Origin of the sequence: Polyangium sp. y55x31 (assembly GCF_029946505.1) — a bacterium.
Classification (GTDB): Bacteria; Myxococcota_A; Polyangia; order Polyangiales; family Polyangiaceae; genus Polyangium.
The window spans coordinates 29,925-49,187 of the sequence record NZ_JARZHG010000027.1 but is presented as its reverse complement, the minus strand read 5'-3'; the positions used below and the strand labels follow the sequence as shown (position 1 = coordinate 49,187).

Genomic DNA, 19,263 nt, shown 5'->3' with positions numbered 1-19,263 from the left:
CGCGTGCGATTTACGCCCCCACCTCGCTCGGCCACGCCTCCCGCCCCTCGTTGGCGAGCGTCACCGAGACCAGGTACAGCCCATCCGGCGGCGCGGTGATGCCCGCGTCCTGCCGGCGCTTCGAGGCGAGCGCGCGCGACACGGCGCCGGGCGCGAGCCGCTCGCGCGCGACGTCCACGAACGTCCCCACGAGGATGCGCACCATGTTGTGCATGAACGCGTCGCCCTCGACCTCGATTCGCACGAGGCGTGGATCGTCCCGGTCGACCTCCACCGACACGCGCCGGAGCGTGCGCACCGTGTTCTCCCGCGGATCCGCGGCGGATCGGAACGCGGCAAAATCGTGCGTGCCGACCGCGAGGCTCGCCTCGGCCGCCGCGCGCGTGATGGCTGCATCGTCCTTCATCTGCTCGACGCGCCAAACGCGACCTTCGAGGAACGGATCCCGCACGAGGTCGCGCAAGAGCAGATACCGGTAGCGCTTGCCCTTGCTCGCGAACCGCGGCGTGAATCCACGCGGCACGAGCGACGCGCGGCGCACCGCGATCTCCTTCGGCAAATGCCTCGCCGTGCCGAGCACCCATCCGCGCGGCGGCACCACGCGTGATGGATCGAATGCGACGCGCTGGCCGAAGGCGTGCACGCCCGCGTCGGTGCGGCTCGCGCCGCGGATCTCGCGGATCGTGGGGTCGAGGGCGCGCAGCGCGGCGAGCAGCTCGCCGGCGATCGTGCGTTGATCGGGCTGGTGCGCGAAGCCCGAGAAGGTGCGGCCGTCGTAGGCGACGGTGAGGAGAATGCCGTCGGGCAGAGGGCTCGGGCCGCCCTCGTCAGCGGGCTCGTTCATGGAAAGGGTTGCGTGGCTAGTTGCCGCCGCCGCCGCTGCCGCCGCCGCCGCCCGCGCCTCCGCTCGGCTCGGGCCCGGCGCCGTAGCCGTAGAGGCAGGCCTGGAGATCGTAGCCCTGCAGGTCCTTGCAGCACTCGGCCGGGGGCGAGACCTTGCCGTTGACGATGCAGGTGGCGAACGGGTTGCAGCCGTTGTCGACGTTGTCGATGTGCCCGTTCCCGTCGACGTCCAGGTTGCACGTGGGCGTCGTGCCCTCCTCGGAGGCGCACGCCGAGGCGCCGCAGAGCAGCGCCACGAAGATCGCCGCGAGGAGCGGAGAGGCCGGGCCTTTGCCTTTCGGGGAAGCGAAGGGTTTCATCGAGGTCGTGCTCATGGCTTTGGGGTGAGGCGATACCTTACCCATCCGCGGCCCCGGAGGGAACGTCCTCCGCGCGCGTGTACAAGGAGATCGCGGTATCTCCGTAGATTCGCGTCTCGTCGAGGACGAGGCGACCGGGCTTCGGCGCGGCGTCGCGGCTCGCGTGTTCGAGCACGACGCGCGCCCCGGGCGCCGCGAGGTTCGACGTCTCGGCCGCGATCGCATCGAGCACGCGCGCGGCCTCCGCGAGCGCGGCATAGGGCGGATCGAGCAGGATGAGCTCGAAGGGGCCGAAGGGCGAGAGCGACGCGAGCGCGCGCGTGACCGGCTGCGTGATCACCCGGCAAGCGGCTTCGATTCCGAGCGACGCGAGGTTTTGCCGGAGCGCCGCGAGCGCGGGGCGGCCGTTCTCGACGAAGACCACGCGCGACGCGCCACGCGAGATCGCTTCGATCCCGAGCGCGCCCGTGCCTGCGTAGAGGTCGAGCACGGCCGCGCCCGAGACGTCGCCGAGCACGTTGAAGAGCGCCTCACGCACGCGATCGCTCGTCGGCCGTGTGGCGTGCCCCGACGGGGCGACGAGCCTACGTCCGCCGAGCGAGCCGCCGATCACGCGCATGGGAGGAGGGAGGGAGAGAACGCGCCGCGCTTCGTCTTCAGAAGCGGAAGCCGACGTCGAGCTTGCCGCCGGTCCGATCGACGCGGGGCAGGACCATGAGGCCCGTCGTGGGTTTTTCCTTCGACGCCGTACCACTCGTCGCGATGAGGAAGACGCCTGCGCCGGCCGCGACGGCCGCGAGCGGGTAGAACACGAGCTGCAGGAGCTGGCCCGTCTCGCCCTTCGAGCAGAGGTCGTCGACCTTGGCCTTGTCGAAGCCGGCGACGACCTGCTGATTGCCACGCGCGAGCTCGCAGATGTTCGTCTGCTGGTCGTAGAACGCCTGGTTCCGATCGTACTCCGGATCCTTGTTGACCCCGTTCACGGTCACGGTGCCGTAGATCCCGACCGCGCCGAACGCGACGCCCGCGCCGATCGCGGCGAAGCCGCCGATGCGCTTCCAGTTCGTCGGCGACGTGTCGCCGGCGGGCACGGGCGCGACGACCACGTCCGTCGGCGAGTTCGGCTTGACCGTGATCTCCGTCGACATGTCGGCGTAGCCGGGCGCCTTGACCACGAGGTTGTGCTTGCCCGAGGGGACGAAGAACGTGCCCTCGCCGTTCGCGAGCGCGCCGAGCGGCTGACCATCGACGAAGACCTGACCGGCCACCGAGCCGGCCTTGACCTTCACCTCGCCCTTGGGCGGCCCGTCCGTCAGCTTGTTCAGCGCGTCGGAGGCGATCTTGCGCAGCGCCTCGTCCTGCGACTCGGTCAGGTTCGCGCTGTACTCGATCTTGTGGTCCGTCGTGCCCTTGCCGCGCACCCAGAAGTGCAGCTCGCCGGTGACGTTGCCGCCTTTGCCCTTGTCGAGCTTGCCCCACACGTACCGGTCGGCGCGGATCTGATCGGCGATACGCGACTGACACCCGGCGTCCGGCGGATCCGGGCACTTCAGCGAGAGCGTGAGCACCTCGAGCGAATAGTCCCCTTCGCCCTGCGACCAGCCCGGCGTCGCCCGGACCGCGTTCCGGAGCGCCTTCGTGAGCGCCTCCGCCTGGTCGTCGGCGTCCATCGTTTGGATCGAAATGATGTGGATCGGAAGCGTGTCGGGCCCTGGCTCGGAGGCCTGGGCCGCGCCGACGGACATCCACGTCGCAAACGCGAGCGTCGTCGCCAGACCGTATCGGGGTGCGCGCATGGTCATCTTGCCGCTCTCTCTCCTCCGCGCGACCACGTTATCCTCCCTTGGGCACGTTCCGCAATTATGCGGTGACGGGGCGAAGAGGATCCGGCTCGGCTCAGCCGATCTCGACCTTGCTCCACATGTCGCGGCGCATCTTCTCCTTGCGGCGGTCGGTCCGCGTGACGAGCCGTGCCGCGCCCCACGCCGCGAGGAGCTGCCCCTCCTGCCCGAGGCCGGGAAGGACGCTGCGGCCGACGAGCAACGTGCGCTCGATCGGCCCCCGGATCGGCTCGCCGCCGAGCCCGAGATACCCCGGCGGATCGACGTCGAGCTGCCGGACCATCGGCTCCGGCGCGGCCGACGCCCCCGCGAGCGAGCCCCGATCCACCGGGCGAAATCGGCCGTCCTCGTACACCCAGACCGGCAGGCCGTCGTGCACCGAGTCGACGACGCGCAGGTGACGTTCGAGGAACGGAAGCTCCGCCGCGAGCGTCGACAGCACCACTTCGCGCATGCCGAGCAGCGGGATCGGGCTTCGATCGGGCAGGAGCACCTCCGCGACGAGCAGCGACTCGCCACGCACGCCGGGCATCGCGTGGCGCTCCAGATGAATCACCGGGCGCAACGCGGCCGGCGGCGCGCTCGAACGAGGACCCGCGGCCGGGGCCGTGCGCGCCGGGTTTCGGAGCGCAGGACGATCGCCGGGCAAAACGAAACTCTCGACGCCGAGCGGCGCGGGCAAACCTTCGTCACGCACCACGAGCGACACGACGAACCTGCCGACCGACGACGTGATCCGCGGCCACTCGCGCTGGGCGCGCTTGTGGATGCCCTCGCCGCCGGAGAGCGCTGCGAGGCCCTCGCCGTCGAGGTCGGTGATCACGAAGCTTGCGCCCGTCGGACCCTCGTCGCCGTCGACGACCACGCCTGCGGCCGATCCACGTCGCAGGTGCAGCGCCCGCGCGCGGGCAGAGAGCATGCAACGACCGCCATGCGCCACGATGCGATCGACGAGGAATTGTTCGAGCTCGTCCTCGCCGCCCGGGAGCGTGTAGAGGCCCCGCGTCCACGCGCCGTGCAGGCGCGCGACCGCGAACGGCGGCGGCAACGTGGCGAGGTCGGTCGCGAACGAGACCGACGACGTCACCACCTGCCGGAAGAAATGCCCGCGCGGCAACTCGACCAGGAGATCCGCATCCGGCTCGGCGCGCACGTACGGCAGCATCGCCGCATATCGCCCCGTCTCGCGCCGCTCCCAGAACGTGCCCGGCGGCCAGACCGCGTCCCTCTCGAAAGCCTCGTCCGCGGCGCCGTTCACGCGGGCGAGCTCCGCGTAGAGATCGTCGACCACGCGGCGCACCTCGGGCATCTCGCGATCGATCTCGCGGCCGAAGAGCACGAGGTCGGGCGGGATGTCTAGCCTCCGCCGCGGCGCGAGCACCTGCATCATCGGCGAGGCGAGGGCCACGCGACGCTTCCACGTCTGCGACTGCGCGAGCTCCACGAGCACGCGCGTCCACGCGGGCGAGCTCGCCGCGAGCATCGTGAATGCGCGCCTGCGCAGCGTGCGCTCGCCGAGCTTGTAGCTCGCGGGCCTGCCGCCCTGACCGAGCACGAGCACCGTGAAGTCGCGCCGCGCGAGGAGCGCGGCCGTCACCAGCGCGCCGAGCGATCGGCCGAGGACGACGACGTCGAAATGCTTCGAGGTCACGACGCGCTCTCCCTCAATCGTCCGTCTCGAGGACGCCGAGCGCGCCCGGGACGCCGAGAAGCTCCACGCGCGGCCGCGCCGCGGCCGTGGCCGGCGGATGCACCGTGAGATGTCCCGCGGCGATCGCGGCGAGCACGTGCACGAGCAGCTCGTGCTCGCGGGCGAGGATGCGCGCGGACAAACGCTCCTCCGTGTCGTCCGGCAGCACGGGCACCGCGGCCTGCGCGAGGATCGGCCCCGTGTCCGTTCCGACGTCGACGAGGTGCACCGTGCAGCCCGAGATCCGCACGCCGTGCGCGAGCGCCTGCGCCTGCGCCGAGACGCCCGGGAACGCGGGCAGCAGCGACGGGTGGATGTTGATCACGCGGCCCGGAAACGCGTCGAGCAAGACGCTCGTCACGATCCGCATGAAGCCCGCGAGCACCACCCACGACGCGCCGGCCTTCTGGAGCGCGTCCACGAGCGCGGCGTCGAAGGACGCTCGGTCCGGGTGATCTTTGTGGCTGATCACGGCCGTCGGCACGCCGGCTTCGCGGGCGCGGTCGAGTCCCAGTGCGCCGGGGCGGTTCGAGATCACCAGGCGGACGCGCGCGTCGAGCTTCCCTGCGGCGATCGCGTCGAGGATCGCCTGGAGGTTACTGCCGCGGCCGGAGACGAGCACACCGAGGTCGAGGGTCATCGGGGCGTGGCATGGTAGCCAAGAACGGGGGACGCGCATCGCCCGCGCGCTCGATCCGGATATCATCGCGGCGTGCGACCTCGTTTTTCGTGCCCACTTCTCGTGGCTCTGTTCGTCCCGCTCGCGTGCCAGTCGTCACGCTCCTCGCCCGTCCCGGCTGGAGACGGCGGGACACCACGGCAGATCCTGGTGACGGGGACCGACGTCGTGGGCCTCTCGTCGCTCGCGGTTGGTCCTTCCGGGGCGCTTTTCACGATGACGGAGCGAGAGCCCGTCCTCATCGAGCTCTCGCCGAGCGGCGCCTTGGTCCGCAAGACCCCGGTGAGCGGCGCGCCCGAGGGCGTCGATTTCGAGTCGCTCGCGTGGCTCTCGGGGGAATCGTTCGCGATCGGCACCGAGGGCGGCTGCTCGAAGACGGGCGCGGATCGGATCCTGCTCGCCACGCGCGAAGGTGATTCGGCCCGCGTGACGCGCACGCTCGACGTCCCGCTCTCGGCGTGGGGCGCGTCGTGCGACACGGGGCATGGCATCGAGGGCCTCTGCGCGGCGTCGGGGCAGCTCGTCGCGGCGATCGAAGAGGCGATCGACGGCGAAGGCAAAACGCGCCTTGCGCCGATCGAGCGTATCGACCCGGCGACGGGCGACCGGGCGGCGTTTCGTTTGTCGCTCACGAGCACGAAGGACGAAAAGGGAAAAATCTCCGGCCTCGATTGCCGTGCGCGTGGGCAGGATCAAATCGAGGTCCTCGCCATCGAGCGCCATTTCGCGGTCTCGCGCATCCTCTCGTTCACGCTCCCGGCGAAGGGCCCGGGAACGACGACCCCGATCGCGCCCCGCGTCCTCGTCGACCTCGCGCCGCATTCGAACGACGGCAAACGCAATTTCGAGGGCATCGTCTGGAAAGACGAGACCCACGCGCTGCTCATCGTCGACAATCAGTATGGCGAGAAGGTCTCCGGACCGAACGAGCTCCTCGAAGTGACGTTGCCCTCCGCACCGTGAATCTCGTTTTTCAGGGCGCGGCGCCTGCCATCACATTTCGCCGCAATCAACCGACTCCCCCGCGCCCGAGCATCCCCACGAGCGACAGCCAGAGCTCCTTCACCGTCGGATAACGTTGCTCCGGCTCGATGGCGAGCGCGCGCTCCACCCACGCGTCGGCCATCACCGGCAGATCCGGCCGCAGCGCGTGCAGGCTCGGCCGCTTGCCGCGCGTGCTCATTTTCACGACGTCGATCAGCGTATCCGAGGGGAATGGCACTTGCCCCGCGAGCGCGCGAAAAATCACGGCGCCGAGCGCGTACACGTCGGCCGCGGGCGTGACCCGATCCGGCCGGCCCTGCCAGCCCTCGGGCGCGATGTACGACGGCGATCCCACGACGAGCCCTTCCTGCGTGAGCGGCGTCGACACCGAGAGCACCTTGACGAGACCAAAATCGAGCAGCCGCACCGGCCCTCGCGCCTTCGATTCCAGCACGAAGATGTTCGCCGGCTTGATGTCGCGATGCACGATCCCCCGCTGGTGCGCGACGTCGAGCGTGTCCACGATCGGCGAGATCAGCTCGAAGAGCGCGGACCGCGACAGCCTCCCCACGTCGCGCTCGTGGTCGACGAGATAACGCTCGAAATCCTTGCCGCGGAGCAGCTCCATCACGATGTACATCTGCCCGGCCTTCGTGCGGTTCAGCGCGAAGATCTGCACCGCGCTCGTCCCCGACAGGGCGCCCATCGCGCGCGCCTCCCTGCGCATGCGCGTCGCGAACTCGGGCGCCTCCGCCACCTCGGGACGCAAAAACTTGACGGCAACGGGCGCTCCGATGTCGAGATCCTCGGCCTCGTAGACGGTTCCATGCCCGCCTTCGCCGATCCGACGCAGGATGCGGTACTGCCCGTCGATCACCTCGTTCAACTGAACCATCCGCCGATCCTCCGCAGGCCGCACGGCCAAGGCGAGGCCCCGACAGGCATCGTACACGGAGCGCTGGACTTGTCAGGGCCGTGGCTACAGTAACCCTCTATCCGCGACGCACAGCTTGGAGACCCTCATGCGCGAACGACGTTTCCACTTCCTTTCCGCCCATCCCCTCGCCCGCGCCGCCATGCTCGCGGCCCTCACCCTGTTCGGCGCGGCTTGCGGCGCCAAGGTCGTCGTCGACGCCGAAGGCGAGACCGGCGGCGGCGGCACGGGCGGCGCGGGCGCCTCGGGCCCCGGCAGTGGCGGCGCGGGCGGCGGCGGCGGCCTGCAGTGCGGCGAGGAGCCCAATGTCGGCAAGATCATCGCCGCGTGCGTCTCGATGAACGGCGGCGACTTCTGCCCCCCTGCGGCGTCGACCCCCAGCCTGCTCACGACCCTCGCGGACGCGCTCGGCTACTGCGCCGAGACGAGCCCCACGGCCTGCTGCAACAAGCCTACGTTCCGCCAGGTCGTCTGCGATTTGCCGCCGCAGGACGACGAGTGTTGTTACCACGTCCATTACATCCCGAACGTGGTTTGTCCGTGAAGATCACGCGGCGACTTCTCCTCGCCGCGCTCCTGCTCGCGGGCGGCTGTGCCCCCGCGCCGACGCCTCCGCGCGCCCCAGAGGGCCCGCTGCCCGCGCGCGACGCCTCTCCGGAAGACCACCTCGTGCTCGCGGAGCTTCGCGTGCTCCGCGGGGACGAGCCGTACCTCGTGCTCTACCGCAACGGCTTGCTCGTGGAGCGTGGCGAGGCGCTCGGCACCCTTCATCCCAATGGCACCTTCGTCGACTTCGGCGGCACGCTCCAAATTCGTTTGAGCTCCGACGGTAGCGTCTCGGTGCCCGCGGGCGCGCTGATCATCGACGCCGACGGGACGGCGACGTATCGCCTCCCCGACGCCGAGCCCGAGGTGCTACGCTTCGACGCCGAGGGCCGCGTCGTCGGCTCCGGGACGCCCCTGCGCGCCGTGGGGCTCACCCCGCGCACCCGCCGGACCGCGATGTTCGCGCTCCTCCTGCCGGATCTCCTCCGCAGCCAGCGCCCCCACCGCATCGAGTAAACCACATCCCCGCACTCGGACATTACCTGTCCGATCCAGGGCCTCATTTCTCTGGAAATGGCGCGCGCATGCGGTAATCTGTGCGCCGTTCCAACGAAGAACAACACGCGGCTCGGCGACGGGCGGCGTGACCCATCGGCGGTTCATCGAGGGGGAGTCGGGTGCAGGCGCGGAGAGCGCCCCCGGCGCTTCTTTTTTTCGATCCGCCCTCACATCAGGAGGTCCTCGTGACGCTCGCGATGCATCATTTCGACGGCGTTCGTATTCGCATGCCCATGATCGTGGCAGCCGTCGCTGCTTTCGTTCTCCTCAGCGCCGTGCTGCTCGGCGTTGCCTCGTGGATCGTGGATTCGAACCGGCATTCCGCTTCGGAGAGCCTGCAGACGTCGAGCGCGTCCCCCTCGGACGCGCCCGATCCGGCCCGCCTCCTCGAGGATCGAGGCCGCCCCGGACGTCGATACTGATCGACGGCCCTTCACATCCCGGGGGGGATTTTTCACGCAACGAACGGGGCAAATCGCGCCCCGTCATGTTCCTTGCACATTGCGCCGAATCGCCTCGACGTACGCCCGCGCCTCGGCCTCGGTGGCGAGGAACTTGAACGGGGTCGCGACGCTCTTGGGGTTCAGCACACGGGCGGCCTTGATCGCGAGGTTCGAGATCGCGCGCTGCTGGAAGTTGCCCCCGTAAATCGCCGTGCCCAAAAGGTTTTTGGTGATGTCGGATTCGATCGCGAGCTTGCGCGCCTCGGCGCGCACGTGCCCCATCCGCGTGATGTCCGCGAGCCAGAAGACCCGACCCCCCGCTTGCGCCACCCCCCCGAGGATCGCCTCGAACATACGCTGCATGTCCTCCAGCGCGATGTCGCCGACGTTCCGGATGTGCACGATGTCCGGCGCCTCGAAGCGAACCACGTGCTCCCCGAACGTCTCCCAGTCCGTATTCGATAATGCCATGCGATCCCGAAGGAAAAACAAGCCGATTGCGGGCGTATTGCCCACGGGTACAGGATGAGCCCCGCGTCGCGACCGTGTCAAGCCCCGCGCCAACCGCGTTGACGTACGGGCGCGCCCATTGTAATCGGGCCGCCGACGTCGTCCGCGGCGCGCAACCCGAGGCCCTTGCGCCGAGACCCGTTGCGCCAAACGGACACGGAGCAAGCCCCATGCGTACGCCCTTCCTGCTCCTGCTCGCCAGCACGATGCTCTTCGCCTGCCGGGACGCCGCGCCCGACGCCACGAAAACGCCCGCCGAAGGCGCAGCCGCGAAGGCCGCGCCGAGCGCGCCGAGCGCACCCGAGGCGCCCGCGCAGCCGCCCCCGAAGGCCGCGGAGCTAGCGGCGCCGGCGGCGCCGGCGGCGACGCCCGCGAAGCCCGCCGCCCCGACGGAGGGGACGAAGGAGCCCGGCGATACCGCGCCGGAAGCGTTCGAGGGCACGGCCGCGGCCATCGAAAAAAAGATCCCCGAGGTCCACACCGTCGAGCTGCGTTCCGTCCGGGCCGGCCGCCACGCGGCATTCGATCGGGTCGTCTTCGAGTTTTCGGGCGCATTGCCCGGCTACCGCGTGGAGTACATCGACAAACCCGTCCGCCGCTGCGGCACGGGCGACGTCGTGACGCTCGCCGGCGACGGCTGGCTCCGCGTCCGGATGACGCCGGCGCGGGCGCACGACGAGGCGGGCCGTCCGACGCTGAGCCCGGTCGAAGAGCGCCCGAAGCTGCCCGTCTTGCTCCAGCTCGCGCCCACGTGCGATTTCGAGGGTGAGCTCACCTGGGTGCTCGGCGTCGGCTCGCCGAATCGGTATCGCGTGCTCGAGCTCCGGGATCCTCCGCGGATCGTCGTCGACGTCAAACACGGCCGCGCCCCTTGACGCGCCTCGGGGCCGCTCCTACCGCGGTGCGGGCTGCGGCGCACGCGGGAGGTGGGCCTTGAAGACGGTCGAAGACATTCCTGTCCTATCCGGACAAACATTTTCCGGCCACGCCACGGAGTTCCGGACCACGCAGGCCGCGATCTTCCTCCGCCTCGCGCGCGAGCTCGGCGACCTCGGCCAGATTCGATTCTTCAACTTCCCGCTCGTCGTCCTCTGCTCGCCCGAGCTCGCGCACGAAGCGCTCGTGGAGAAGCAGAAGTCCTTCGAGAAGAGCCTCGCCACGAAGATGATGTTTTACCCCTTCGCCGGCCGTGGCCTCTTCACGAGCGAGGGCGAGCCGTGGCGCAAGAACCGCAAGCTCATGGCGCCCCTCTTCCACCCGCGCACGATCGACGGCTATGCGCCGATGATGAACGACGTCATCACGCGTTGCCTCGACGACTGGAGGGACGGCGAGATCATCGACGCCGGGCGCGAGATGACGCGCATCACCATGGGCGTCGCGGCCAAGGTCCTCTTCGACGCCGACACGCTCGACGAGTCCGACGAGATCAGCGCCGCGGTCCGGACGATGTTCGATTACCTCGGCGAGCAGACGGCGAGCGTCTCGATCTTCGTGCGCGCGACGATCGCCCAGCTCCTCTTGCAGCTCGAACATCTCCCCGCGCCGCTCGCCCGCGCCCGCGAGGCCACCATCGAGGCCCTGCACCAGCCCGTCCCGCTGCCCACGGCCAAACGACGCAAGCTCTTCGCAGCGATCCGGACCGTCGATGATCGCATCCAGCGCATGATCACCGATCGCCGGCAGAAAGGCGGCGAGCGGCCCGACCTGCTCTCGCGGCTGCTCGCGGCGCGCGACGAGGTCGACGGCTCGTTCATGACCGATCGCCAGGTGCGCGACGAGGCCATGACGCTCTTCATCGCCGGCCACGAGACGACGGCGACCTCGACGACCTGGTGCCTCTATTTCCTGGCGCGCAATCCGGAGGTCTACCGCCGCTGGAAGCAAGAGGTCGACGGCCTGTCCGGAAAAACTCCTACAGCCGCGGACGCTCTCCGGCTCGAATACACGCGCGGCGTCTTCCGGGAGGCGCTGCGGCTCTATCCGCCGGCGTTCGCGATCGATCGTGTCGCCGTCGAGGCCGTGGAGGTCGGCGGATACCACCTGCCCAAGCTGACATCGATCATCGTCCCGATTCACGCGCTCCACCGGCGCGAGGCGATCTTCCCCGACCCCGAGCGATTCGATCCGGCGCGCTTCTCCCCGGAGAACGAGGCGAAGCGGCCGCGCGGCGCCTACATGCCGTTCGGCGCCGGCCCGCGGATCTGCATCGGCGCGAACTTCGCCACGCTCGAAGCCGAGCTCTTGCTCGCGCAGATCGCCCAGCGCTTCGATTTCGAGCCCGTGAGCGACGCGCCGATCGGCCCTGATTACGGGACGGCCCTCCGGCCCGAAAGACCCGTCCTCCTCCGCGTCCGCAAGAGGCGCGCCGCGGCCTGATCACCAGATCCCGCTGAAGCCCACGAGCGGCCCGCCACCGGGCAGCGGGCTCGCCATCATCCCCGAGAGCCGCGCTCCTGCGTCTTTGCTCGTCGTCGGCCGGTGCAGCCACGGCACCACGAACCCGACGGCCGATCCCACGATCGCGCCGACCATCACGTCCGAAAAATAATGTTTGTCCGCGGCCATTCGCAGATATCCGGTCGCCGCCGCGATCGTGAGCCCCGTGGCCCAGATGAAGGGCGCCGCGCGATATCCCTTCAGCGTGGCCACCGTCCCGCTCGCGACCGCCGCGGAGAACGTGAACGAGGTGTGTCCGGAAAAAAAGGATAGGTTATTGTCCCGGTTGTCCCGTTCGTCCGGGGCCACGGTGCCGTATTCGAGCAGCGGGCGCGCCCGCCCCACGGAAAACTTCACGATCTGGGTGAGGTCGGCGGCCACGACCATCGACTGCAGAATGACGAGCGCGTCCGTCCCCCACTCCGCGAGCGTGCCGCCCGTCGCGTACACGACCGCCGCGTCGAACCCGAACGCAGCGAGCGGCGCGAGCCCATAAAGCCCGACGTCGCTGAGCCGGGCCGCCGTCTTGATGTCGCTCCAGTGCACCGCCCGCGCGATCGAATCATCGAACCCCGGCGGGCTGCACCACCGGCACGACGCCGGCGCGATCTTCGATTTCAGAGCCTCGGTCGTGATCCACGCCGCGCCGCCCACGCCGATCACGGTGAGATCGATCGGCAGGTTCACCTGCATCATCGGTCGGACGGGCGGAGGCTCCTCGGCCAAAGCCACCCCCGGCGCGGCGAGGGACGCGACGAACACGAACGAAAGCAGCAAGCGCGGCATGGAGGACATCCGGAGATGCTACAGGAAGTCCCCTCGCCCGCGTCCCCTCGCGAGCCCCGAACGATGCGCCCGAACGATCACGATACCATGAACGCCCCGCCCCCGGGCGAAGCCGACGAGCCGAGCGAACCCGCCCGCGCGGCTCCGTCGTGGCAAACGATCGAGCCGCCGCGCGAGGGTGAGCTCCTCGTCGTCGTCGGCCCGACCGCGAGCGGAAAGACCGAGCTCGCCATCCGCCTCGCCGAGCGCTTCGGCGGCGAGATCATCAGCGCCGACAGCGTCCAGATCTACCGCGGCTACGACGTCGGCTCGGGCAAACCCACGGCCGAGGAGCGCGCGCGCGCCCCGCACCACCTCGTCGACCTCGCCGACCCGCTCGTGCCCCTCGACGCGCAGACCTTCGCCGAGCTCGGCGAGCGCGCGATCGAGGACATCAAGCGCCGCGGCCGACTGCCCATCCTCTGCGGCGGGACGTTCCTCTGGGTCAAATCCCTCGTCCACGGCCTCGCCCCCGCGCCGCCCGCCGACCCCACGATCCGCGCGCGCCATTCGGCGATCGCCGAGGCCGAGGGACGCGCGGCCCTGCACGCCATGCTCGCCCGGGTCGACCCCGAGAGCGCCGCGCGGCTCGCCCCGAACGACCTCGTCCGTGTGAGCCGCGCGCTCGAGATCCACGAGCTGTCGGGCAAGCCGCAGAGCCAGTGGTTCGCCGAGCACGGCTTCCGCGAGAAACGCCACGACGCGCGCTTCGTCGGCGTCGCCTGGCCGCGCGAGACGCTCGACGAGCGCATCCGCGCGCGCGTCGCGAAGTGGCTCGAAGCCGGCTGGATCGACGAGGTGCGCGCGCTGCTCGACGCGGGCCATGCGTCGGCGCGGCCCATGGGATCGGTCGGATACAAGCAGGTCCGCGCGCACCTCGAAGATGAGCTCCGGCGCGAGGAGCTCGAAGACACGATCGTCCGCGCGACGCGTGTCTTCGCGCGCCGGCAGCGCACGTGGCTGCGCGACGAGCCCGTCCTCTACGTCACGCTCGACGCCTGATCGATCACGCGCCCTTGTCGCTGATGTCGAGCGTGATCACGAGCGACAGGAGCGCCGGCCCCCGCGAGGCTTCGAGCTTCAGCTCCGCCTCGCGCACCGCCTCGGCAACGATCGCGCGCGCGCTCTTCCGATCGGGCGTCGATCCCCGCCGCTCCACGCTCACCCGCGTGAACGGCACGACGCCCTCCGACGCGAGCGTCTGCGTGAGCGACTTGCGCTTCGATGTCTCCGTGCGCGCCCGCGTCGCGCTCGGCGGCGGCGTCCCGCGCGACCCCTCGATGCGCACCTCTGCGGGCGCCACGACGCTCGCGAGCACCGTGCTCTTCGGCAGCCCACCTTCGTCGACGGGCACGTGCACGGGCGCTCCATCGGCGCTCGGCGTCCCGCTCAGGAGATACGCCTGCGCCGCGCCCGCCACCATGCGCAGCTCCACCGAGAGCGACCGCCGCATCTCGTCTTGCCGCAGGATCGAGCGTGCCTCGCGCAGATACTTGGACGCCGAAAGATCACTCTTCTCGCGCCCTGCGAGCTGCTTGAGCACGCCGAGCACGAGCGGATCGTCGAGCGTCTCGAGCGAGTCGTCCGCGGCGCCGAGGCTCGCCTGCACGGCCGACGAGCTCGTCTCGAGCCGCGCGGCGGCGAGGGCCTCGACGATCTCGCGCGCCTCGCGCAGCGACTTGCCGGCGATCGCCTCGCAGAGCGCGCGCGCGCTCCGGGCCGTGCGTAGCCTGTCGCAGTCGTGATCGAGCCCGAGCTCGGTCGCGCGCGCATCGAGCACCTCGACGAGCTTGCGCGCCGAGGGCAGGATCGCGCGGACGACCTCCAGCACCCTGCGCCCGAGCTCTTCCACGTTCTTCGCGGAGAGCGTGCGCTCGGTCAGGCTCACGCCGAGGATCCCCGTCCCGAGGACGACGGCCCGCGCCCATGTCGTCGGCTCCGGCATGGAGCCTGCGCTGCTGTCGATCCCGGTCCTGCTCTTCCCCATTCGACCTCTCCGCGGCGAAGTATAGGCGAAAGGCCCCCGCGCGCTGGGGTTCTTCGCCGCCCGCCGGGATGAACCGGCATCCCGCCCACGATCATTCCCCGCGCCGTCGCCGTTCGTGGCATGATGCATTTCATGCACGTCGACGCGGACCTCTGCGGCGGGAGCATTGTCGTGACCGGCCACCGCCACGGGGCCGAGGCCGAGCTCTCCTTGCGCGCCGACAGCGCCGCCGGCATCCGGCAATGGTTCCATTTCCGCGTTCGCGGCGCGCGCGGCCGCGACGTCGAGCTCACGATCACCGACGCGGGCCAGGCCATGCACCCCGACGCCTTCCACGGCTACCGCGCGCTTGGTTCGTACGATCTCGAACGATGGTTCCGCGTCCATACCGATTTCGACGGCCGACGCCTCGTCCTCCGGCACCGCCCCGAGCACGACACGGTTCATTATTCGTATTTTGCAGCCTATCCGCTGGAGCGCCTCGGCGCGCTCCTCTCGGTCGTCGATCGCAGCCCGCGGGCGCGCGTCCTCCCGATCGGCGCGAGCGTCGAGGGCCGCCCGATCCACCTCGTCGTCTTCGGCGAGGAAGGCCCGGGCAAGCGACGCCTCTGGATTGCTGGGCGCCAGCATCCCGGCGAGACGATGGGCTCGTGGTTCGTCGAGGGCGCGCTCGTCCGGCTCCTCGCCGAGGATGACCCGGTCACGGACATGCTGCTCCAGGAGGCCGTGGTGTACGTCGTGCCGATCGTGAATCCGGACGGCAGCACACGCGGCAATTTTCGCACGAACGCGGCGGGGCGTGATCTCAATCGGGAATGGCACGCGCCGAGCCGCGAGACGAGCCCCGAGATCGCCTGTGTGCGCAGCGTCATGGAGCAGGCCGGCGTCGACCTCTTCCTCGACGTGCACGGCGACGAGCACGCCGACCTCGCCTTCGCCATCGGCTGCGCGGGAAACCCTGGCTACTCCGAGCGCCTCTACGAGCTCGAACGACGCTTCGCGCGGAGCCTCGCCCGGCGCGACGGCGGTTTTTCCTCCGAATTCGATTATGGCGCGGACGACCCGGGCAAGGGGGATCTGCGCATCGGCAACAACTGGGTCGGCGAGCGCTTCGATTGCTTGTCGCTGACGATCGAGATGCCGTTCAAGGAAGGCCGGAGCGGCTTCGGGCCCGATCGTGCCGAAGAGCTCGGGCGCTCCTCGCTCGAGGCCGTGCTCGAATCTTTGGGCGTGCTGCGCTAGGGTAGCGCCCCTCGATGCTCGCTCGGCTCCTTCCCCTTTGGCGGCGCCTCCCCGCCTTCCTCGGCCGCGGCCTGCCCTGGCTCGTCGCCGTCGGCGCCATCGCGTACCTCGGCATCTATCTCGTGCTCGCGGTCCTGCACCTGCGGTATCCATTCGAGCTCGAATGGATGGAGGGCGGCGCGGTCGATCACGTGCGCCACATCCTGTCGGGCAAACGCCTCTACGACCGCCCCACGATCGATTTCGTCCCCTTCATCTACACGCCGCTCTACTTCTACGTCTCTGCGGCTGCGAGCAAGGTCTTCGGCCTCGGTTTTTTCTCGCTGCGCCTCGTCTCGTTCCTCTCCTCGCTCGGCTGCTTCGCGCTCATCGGCCTCTTCGTGCATCGCGAGACGAAGAGCCGCCTCTCCGCCGTGCTCGCGGCGGGCCTCTTCGCGGGCACGTACCGCGAGAGCGTCGCCTTCATGGATATCGCGCGGGTCGACTCGCTCGCGCTGCTCTTTTTGCTCCTCGGCCTTTACGTCCTGCGCTTCCGCGAGGGTTTGGGCTTTCGGCTCCTCTCGGTGGCCTTCTTCCTGCTCTCGTTCCTCACGAAACAATCGATGCTCGTGGCCGCGGCGCCGCTCGCTGTGTATGCGCTCTTTTCGGACGGCTGGAAGCGCGGGCTCGGGTTCGGCGTGGCGCTCTTCGGCACGATCGGCCTTTCGATCTTCGCGCTCGATCGCCTGCACGGCGGCTGGTTCCGCTATTACGTCTTCTTTTTGCCCTCGCAGCACCCGAACGTGCCGGCGATGTGGGTAGATTACTGGATCGAGGACCTCTTCGCGCCGCTCGCGGTCTCGTTCGCGGCGGCGCTCTACTGGTTCGCGGCCTCGGGCGAGGGCGCGCGCAAGGCGCGGCTCTTCTGGTTCTTCGCCGCGGCCGGCGTGCTCGGTACCTCGTGGGGCGGGCGCCTGCACGCGGGCGGCTGGCCGAACGTCCTCATGCCGGCGTTCGCCGTGCTCGCCATTCTCTTCGGCCTCGGCATTGCCACGGCCCTCGAGAGCATCGGCCAGGCGCCGGAGGCCCTCCGCGCGCGCCTGCGCGCCGCGGCGTTCGGCATTGCGGCCCTCCAGCTCGCGTGCGTCATCTACGATCCTCGCCGCCTCGTGCCCTCGCGCAGCGACGAGCAAGCGGGCCACGCCTTCGTGAAAAGGCTCGGCGAATTGCCCGGCGACGTGTGGGTCCCGGCGCATGGCCACCTGCCGGCGCTCGCGGGCAAGCGCACGTTCGCGCATGAAATGGCGATGCAGGACATCCTCGGCATCGGCGGCGGCCCGGCGGGCATCGCGCTCCGGGACGAGCTGCGCGAGGCGCTGAAGACGCAGCGCTTCGGCGCGGTCATCCCGGACACGGATTTCTACAAAAAAGAAATCAACCTGTTTTACCAGCGAAACGACAAGGACCCGCCGCTCTTCGGGGGGAACGATTTCTTCCCGGTGACGGGGATGCGGACGCGGCCGCGGAGCGTGTTTTACCCGCGACCGGGGGCGCAGAGGCGGTGACGGGGCTCAGGGCCCGATCGAGAACGTCACGGCCTCCCCCGTGAACGGCCCACCATCTTGCGCGACGCGATTGTCCTCGAAGATCGCATTCGTCACGACGAGCGTGACCGGCTCCCCGGTAAGCGCGAGCTTCGTCCACGTGCCCGCGTCGAACGTGTACGAGAGCTCCGTCGTGAAAACACGCACGAGCTCGGGGCTCTTCGGCGTCGAGAACACGAGCAGATACGCCCGGCCGTTCACCGGCGCCCCGTGCGCCCACGCCTCGCGCGGGCCGAAAAACGAGCCGATCGCCTTCGCGGCCCGGGTGATCCTTTCCCCGGCCGAAAGCTCACGCGCCGCGGACGAGCCGCCCACGTGCCATTCGATCGTCGGCGGCACGTCCTTCGGCAGCGTCGCGCCCGCGGCCGGCGTGTCGACCACCGCGGCTTGCGCCGGATCCGTCTTCGGGGCGGCCAGGAGCAGCGCTTCGAGCGCCTCGTCCGTCGCTGCGCCCGCGTAGATCACGCCTGTCAAATCGGGCTCGTTCGTCGCGGGTGGGTTCTCCGTCCCGCCTCCGCATGCGCCCACGCTCGTCCCGACGAACACCGCGCCCGCGAGCGCCACGATTCCTGCGATTCGTCCGATTCTCTTCACGGCATTCCTCCCGCGCTGTCCTGCTTCCACGGGTCCGCGAAACGCGGATCGGTGAGCAGCGCCTCGTCCGTCAGCGACGCGAGGAAAGCGAGCACGTCGGCCTTCTCCTCCTCGGTCAACACGAAGCCATTGATGAGCTCGCTCTTGTAGGGGTTCGTGCTCCCTACGCCCGCGTACGGCCCCTCCGCGATCGTACGCCCGCCGGCCGCGTAATGGTCGAGCACCTCGCCGAGCGTCGCGATGCTCCCGTCGTGCATGTAGGGCGCCGTGAGCGTGATGTTGCGCAGCGTCGGCGCGCGGAACCGGCCCATGTCCGTGGAGACGTTCGTCACCTCGTAGATGCCTCGATTGCCCTCCGGATATGCGCCCGTGCCGCCGATGTTGTAAAGGCCGGTGTTGTGGAACATCGTCTCGGTGAACGTGCTCCCGTCGTGCACCACGGAGTCGGAGAAATTGAATCCGCCGTGGCAATGGAAGCATTCGAGCTTCTCCGAGAAGAACAGGTCCTTGCCGCGCTTCTGGGCCTCCGACAGCGCCTTCGAATCGCCGCCGTAGTTGTACCGATCCCAGGCCGACCGGTAGGAGACCACGCTGCGCTCGAACGCGCCGATCGCCCGGACCACGTTTTCGAGCCGCACGGGATCGGCCTCGTCCGGAAATGCCTTCGGGAAGAGCGCTTTGTAGATCGGCTCGGCCCGCAATCGTTCGAGGAGCACGTCTTCTTTGCCCGCGAGCCCGAGCTCGACGGGCGTCTCGCCGAAGAGCGGCAGGAGCGCCTGCTCTTCGAGCTTCGTGATGAGCGGGTTTGCCCAGGTGAGCGTGGACAGGTAGCCCACGTTCACGATCGACATCGAGCTCCGCGGATGGACCTCGCCCGTCGATCCGAGCCCGCCCGCGCGCCCGTCCGTGAACGCGAGCTTCTGGTCGTGGCACGACGCGCAGCTCTGCGTCTCGTTCCCGGACAAACGTTTGTCGTAGAACAGGCGCCGGCCGAGCTCGACCTTGTCCGCCGACATCGGGTTGTCCGCGGGGATCTTGGGCTTCGGATACCCCGCGGGCAGGCCGAAATCCCAGGCCGCGGGGATCTCCGGCGCGGGCGTCGGCGGCCCCCCATCCTCCCCGCCGCAGCCGGCGAAGGAGCCGAGGAGCAAGAGGGCAACGAGAGGCCCGCGCGCGGCCGCGATGAGGAGGGAGGGGTATTTCATG

At 69.7% G+C, this 19,263-nt stretch carries 21 protein-coding genes; 9 read left to right on the top strand and 12 right to left on the bottom strand.

The features are described from left to right. Positions 1-10 precede the first annotated feature (10 nt). The 6 genes from truA to purN all read right to left on the bottom strand — a co-directional run bounded on the left by truA (position 11) and on the right by purN (position 5,373). The gene (gene truA / locus QHF84_RS34560; RefSeq protein WP_281317777.1) at positions 11-844 is read right to left on the bottom strand and encodes a tRNA pseudouridine(38-40) synthase TruA; all 834 of its coding nucleotides are present in this window, start codon (positions 842-844) and stop codon (positions 11-13) included. Between the two features lie 16 nt (positions 845-860). Next, a complete protein-coding gene (locus tag QHF84_RS34555) occupies positions 861-1,217 on the bottom strand; it encodes a hypothetical protein (protein ID WP_281317776.1) in 357 nt (118 codons plus the stop codon). 22 nt (positions 1,218-1,239) lie between these two features. Beyond that, positions 1,240-1,821, bottom strand: coding sequence for a 16S rRNA (guanine(966)-N(2))-methyltransferase RsmD (rsmD, locus tag QHF84_RS34550; RefSeq protein WP_281317775.1), 582 nt, complete (start codon positions 1,819-1,821; stop codon positions 1,240-1,242). A gap of 37 nt (positions 1,822-1,858) precedes the next feature. Beyond that, positions 1,859-2,998 (bottom strand): PEGA domain-containing protein, encoded by a 1,140-nt coding sequence (locus QHF84_RS34545; RefSeq protein ID WP_281317774.1) that lies wholly within the window; start codon positions 2,996-2,998, stop codon positions 1,859-1,861. Positions 2,999-3,098: 100 nt separating this feature from the next. Then, the gene (locus QHF84_RS34540; protein ID WP_281317773.1) at positions 3,099-4,694 is read right to left on the bottom strand and encodes a phytoene dehydrogenase; all 1,596 of its coding nucleotides are present in this window, start codon (positions 4,692-4,694) and stop codon (positions 3,099-3,101) included. Between the two features lie 13 nt (positions 4,695-4,707). Beyond that, on the bottom strand, positions 4,708-5,373 hold the full coding sequence (gene purN, locus QHF84_RS34535; RefSeq protein ID WP_281317772.1) for a phosphoribosylglycinamide formyltransferase: 666 nt from the start codon (positions 5,371-5,373) through the stop codon (positions 4,708-4,710). Positions 5,374-5,445: 72 nt separating this feature from the next. Here purN and QHF84_RS34530 point away from each other — a divergent pair, with 72 nt between their 5' ends. Beyond that, positions 5,446-6,375, top strand: coding sequence for an esterase-like activity of phytase family protein (locus tag QHF84_RS34530; RefSeq protein ID WP_281317771.1), 930 nt, complete (start codon positions 5,446-5,448; stop codon positions 6,373-6,375). Between the two features lie 46 nt (positions 6,376-6,421). Here QHF84_RS34530 and QHF84_RS34525 read toward each other — a convergent pair whose 3' ends face one another. Then, positions 6,422-7,291 carry a serine/threonine-protein kinase gene (locus tag QHF84_RS34525; protein ID WP_281317770.1) on the bottom strand — a complete coding sequence of 290 codons (870 nt, stop codon included), beginning with the start codon at positions 7,289-7,291 and terminating at the stop codon, positions 6,422-6,424. 127 nt (positions 7,292-7,418) lie between these two features. Here QHF84_RS34525 and QHF84_RS34520 point away from each other — a divergent pair, with 127 nt between their 5' ends. The 3 genes from QHF84_RS34520 to QHF84_RS34510 all read left to right on the top strand — a co-directional run bounded on the left by QHF84_RS34520 (position 7,419) and on the right by QHF84_RS34510 (position 8,856). Further along, entirely contained in the window at positions 7,419-7,874 is a 456-nt protein-coding gene (locus QHF84_RS34520) for a hypothetical protein (protein ID WP_281317769.1), read from the top strand. After that, positions 7,871-8,392, top strand: a complete 522-nt coding sequence (locus QHF84_RS34515) for a hypothetical protein (protein WP_281317768.1) — start codon at positions 7,871-7,873, stop codon at positions 8,390-8,392. Before QHF84_RS34520 ends, QHF84_RS34515 begins: the two co-directional genes overlap by 4 nt. Positions 8,393-8,619: 227 nt before the next feature. After that, positions 8,620-8,856, top strand: coding sequence for a hypothetical protein (locus QHF84_RS34510; protein ID WP_281317767.1), 237 nt, complete (start codon positions 8,620-8,622; stop codon positions 8,854-8,856). 63 nt (positions 8,857-8,919) lie between these two features. Here QHF84_RS34510 and QHF84_RS34505 read toward each other — a convergent pair whose 3' ends face one another. Then, positions 8,920-9,348: an STAS/SEC14 domain-containing protein gene (locus QHF84_RS34505; RefSeq protein ID WP_281317766.1), complete on the bottom strand. Its 429-nt coding sequence runs from the start codon at positions 9,346-9,348 to the stop codon at positions 8,920-8,922. Between the two features lie 209 nt (positions 9,349-9,557). Here QHF84_RS34505 and QHF84_RS34500 point away from each other — a divergent pair, with 209 nt between their 5' ends. Together QHF84_RS34500 and QHF84_RS34495 are read left to right on the top strand one after the other, a co-directional pair. Then, positions 9,558-10,262 carry a hypothetical protein gene (locus QHF84_RS34500; protein ID WP_281317765.1) on the top strand — a complete coding sequence of 235 codons (705 nt, stop codon included), beginning with the start codon at positions 9,558-9,560 and terminating at the stop codon, positions 10,260-10,262. Between the two features lie 58 nt (positions 10,263-10,320). Further along, complete coding sequence (locus QHF84_RS34495) at positions 10,321-11,766, top strand: cytochrome P450 (RefSeq protein ID WP_281317764.1); 1,446 nt, start codon at positions 10,321-10,323, stop codon at positions 11,764-11,766. On the opposite strand, the gene QHF84_RS34490 is transcribed toward QHF84_RS34495, so the two are convergent. After that, positions 11,767-12,621 (bottom strand): phosphatase PAP2 family protein, encoded by an 855-nt coding sequence (locus tag QHF84_RS34490; RefSeq protein ID WP_281317763.1) that lies wholly within the window; start codon positions 12,619-12,621, stop codon positions 11,767-11,769. A 78-nt stretch (positions 12,622-12,699) separates the two neighbouring features. Here QHF84_RS34490 and miaA point away from each other — a divergent pair, with 78 nt between their 5' ends. Beyond that, positions 12,700-13,653, top strand: a complete 954-nt coding sequence (gene miaA, locus QHF84_RS34485) for a tRNA (adenosine(37)-N6)-dimethylallyltransferase MiaA (protein WP_281317762.1) — start codon at positions 12,700-12,702, stop codon at positions 13,651-13,653. Between the two features lie 4 nt (positions 13,654-13,657). Here miaA and QHF84_RS34480 read toward each other — a convergent pair whose 3' ends face one another. Then, the gene (locus QHF84_RS34480; protein WP_281317761.1) at positions 13,658-14,638 is read right to left on the bottom strand and encodes a hypothetical protein; all 981 of its coding nucleotides are present in this window, start codon (positions 14,636-14,638) and stop codon (positions 13,658-13,660) included. A 120-nt stretch (positions 14,639-14,758) separates the two neighbouring features. Here QHF84_RS34480 and QHF84_RS34475 point away from each other — a divergent pair, with 120 nt between their 5' ends. Then, positions 14,759-15,880, top strand: coding sequence for a M14-type cytosolic carboxypeptidase (locus QHF84_RS34475; protein WP_281317760.1), 1,122 nt, complete (start codon positions 14,759-14,761; stop codon positions 15,878-15,880). 14 nt (positions 15,881-15,894) lie between these two features. Beyond that, positions 15,895-17,424 carry a glycosyltransferase family 39 protein gene (locus tag QHF84_RS34470; protein ID WP_281317759.1) on the top strand — a complete coding sequence of 510 codons (1,530 nt, stop codon included), beginning with the start codon at positions 15,895-15,897 and terminating at the stop codon, positions 17,422-17,424. A 6-nt stretch (positions 17,425-17,430) separates the two neighbouring features. Here the strand turns inward: QHF84_RS34470 and QHF84_RS34465 are convergent, their stop codons facing one another. Both QHF84_RS34465 and QHF84_RS34460 read right to left on the bottom strand, forming a co-directional pair. Then, positions 17,431-18,057 carry a hypothetical protein gene (locus QHF84_RS34465; RefSeq protein WP_281317758.1) on the bottom strand — a complete coding sequence of 209 codons (627 nt, stop codon included), beginning with the start codon at positions 18,055-18,057 and terminating at the stop codon, positions 17,431-17,433. Then, the gene (locus QHF84_RS34460) at positions 18,054-19,262 is read right to left on the bottom strand and encodes a methanobactin export MATE transporter MbnM (protein ID WP_281317757.1); all 1,209 of its coding nucleotides are present in this window, start codon (positions 19,260-19,262) and stop codon (positions 18,054-18,056) included. The genes QHF84_RS34465 and QHF84_RS34460 overlap by 4 nt, the downstream gene beginning before the upstream one ends. Position 19,263 lies beyond the last annotated feature (1 nt).

Bases quoted from the DNA above. Each gene is read 5' to 3' on its own strand.
- QHF84_RS34470 (WP_281317759.1), top strand. From the start codon at position 15,895: ATGCTCGCTCGGCTCCTTCCCCTTTGGCGGCGCCTCCCCGCCTTCCTC.
- truA (WP_281317777.1), bottom strand. From the start codon at position 844: ATGAACGAGCCCGCTGACGAGGGCGGCCCGAGCCCTCTGCCCGACGGC.
- QHF84_RS34520 (WP_281317769.1), top strand. From the start codon at position 7,419: ATGCGCGAACGACGTTTCCACTTCCTTTCCGCCCATCCCCTCGCCCGC.
- QHF84_RS34525 (WP_281317770.1), bottom strand. From the start codon at position 7,291: ATGGTTCAGTTGAACGAGGTGATCGACGGGCAGTACCGCATCCTGCGT.
- purN (WP_281317772.1), bottom strand. From the start codon at position 5,373: ATGACCCTCGACCTCGGTGTGCTCGTCTCCGGCCGCGGCAGTAACCTC.
- QHF84_RS34475 (WP_281317760.1), top strand. From the start codon at position 14,759: ATGATGCATTTCATGCACGTCGACGCGGACCTCTGCGGCGGGAGCATT.
- QHF84_RS34505 (WP_281317766.1), bottom strand. From the start codon at position 9,348: ATGGCATTATCGAATACGGACTGGGAGACGTTCGGGGAGCACGTGGTT.
- QHF84_RS34480 (WP_281317761.1), bottom strand. From the start codon at position 14,638: ATGGGGAAGAGCAGGACCGGGATCGACAGCAGCGCAGGCTCCATGCCG.
- QHF84_RS34490 (WP_281317763.1), bottom strand. From the start codon at position 12,621: ATGTCCTCCATGCCGCGCTTGCTGCTTTCGTTCGTGTTCGTCGCGTCC.
- QHF84_RS34460 (WP_281317757.1), bottom strand. From the start codon at position 19,262: ATGAAATACCCCTCCCTCCTCATCGCGGCCGCGCGCGGGCCTCTCGTT.
- QHF84_RS34545 (WP_281317774.1), bottom strand. From the start codon at position 2,998: ATGCGCGCACCCCGATACGGTCTGGCGACGACGCTCGCGTTTGCGACG.
- miaA (WP_281317762.1), top strand. From the start codon at position 12,700: ATGAACGCCCCGCCCCCGGGCGAAGCCGACGAGCCGAGCGAACCCGCC.
- QHF84_RS34555 (WP_281317776.1), bottom strand. From the start codon at position 1,217: ATGAGCACGACCTCGATGAAACCCTTCGCTTCCCCGAAAGGCAAAGGC.
- QHF84_RS34500 (WP_281317765.1), top strand. From the start codon at position 9,558: ATGCGTACGCCCTTCCTGCTCCTGCTCGCCAGCACGATGCTCTTCGCC.
- rsmD (WP_281317775.1), bottom strand. From the start codon at position 1,821: ATGCGCGTGATCGGCGGCTCGCTCGGCGGACGTAGGCTCGTCGCCCCG.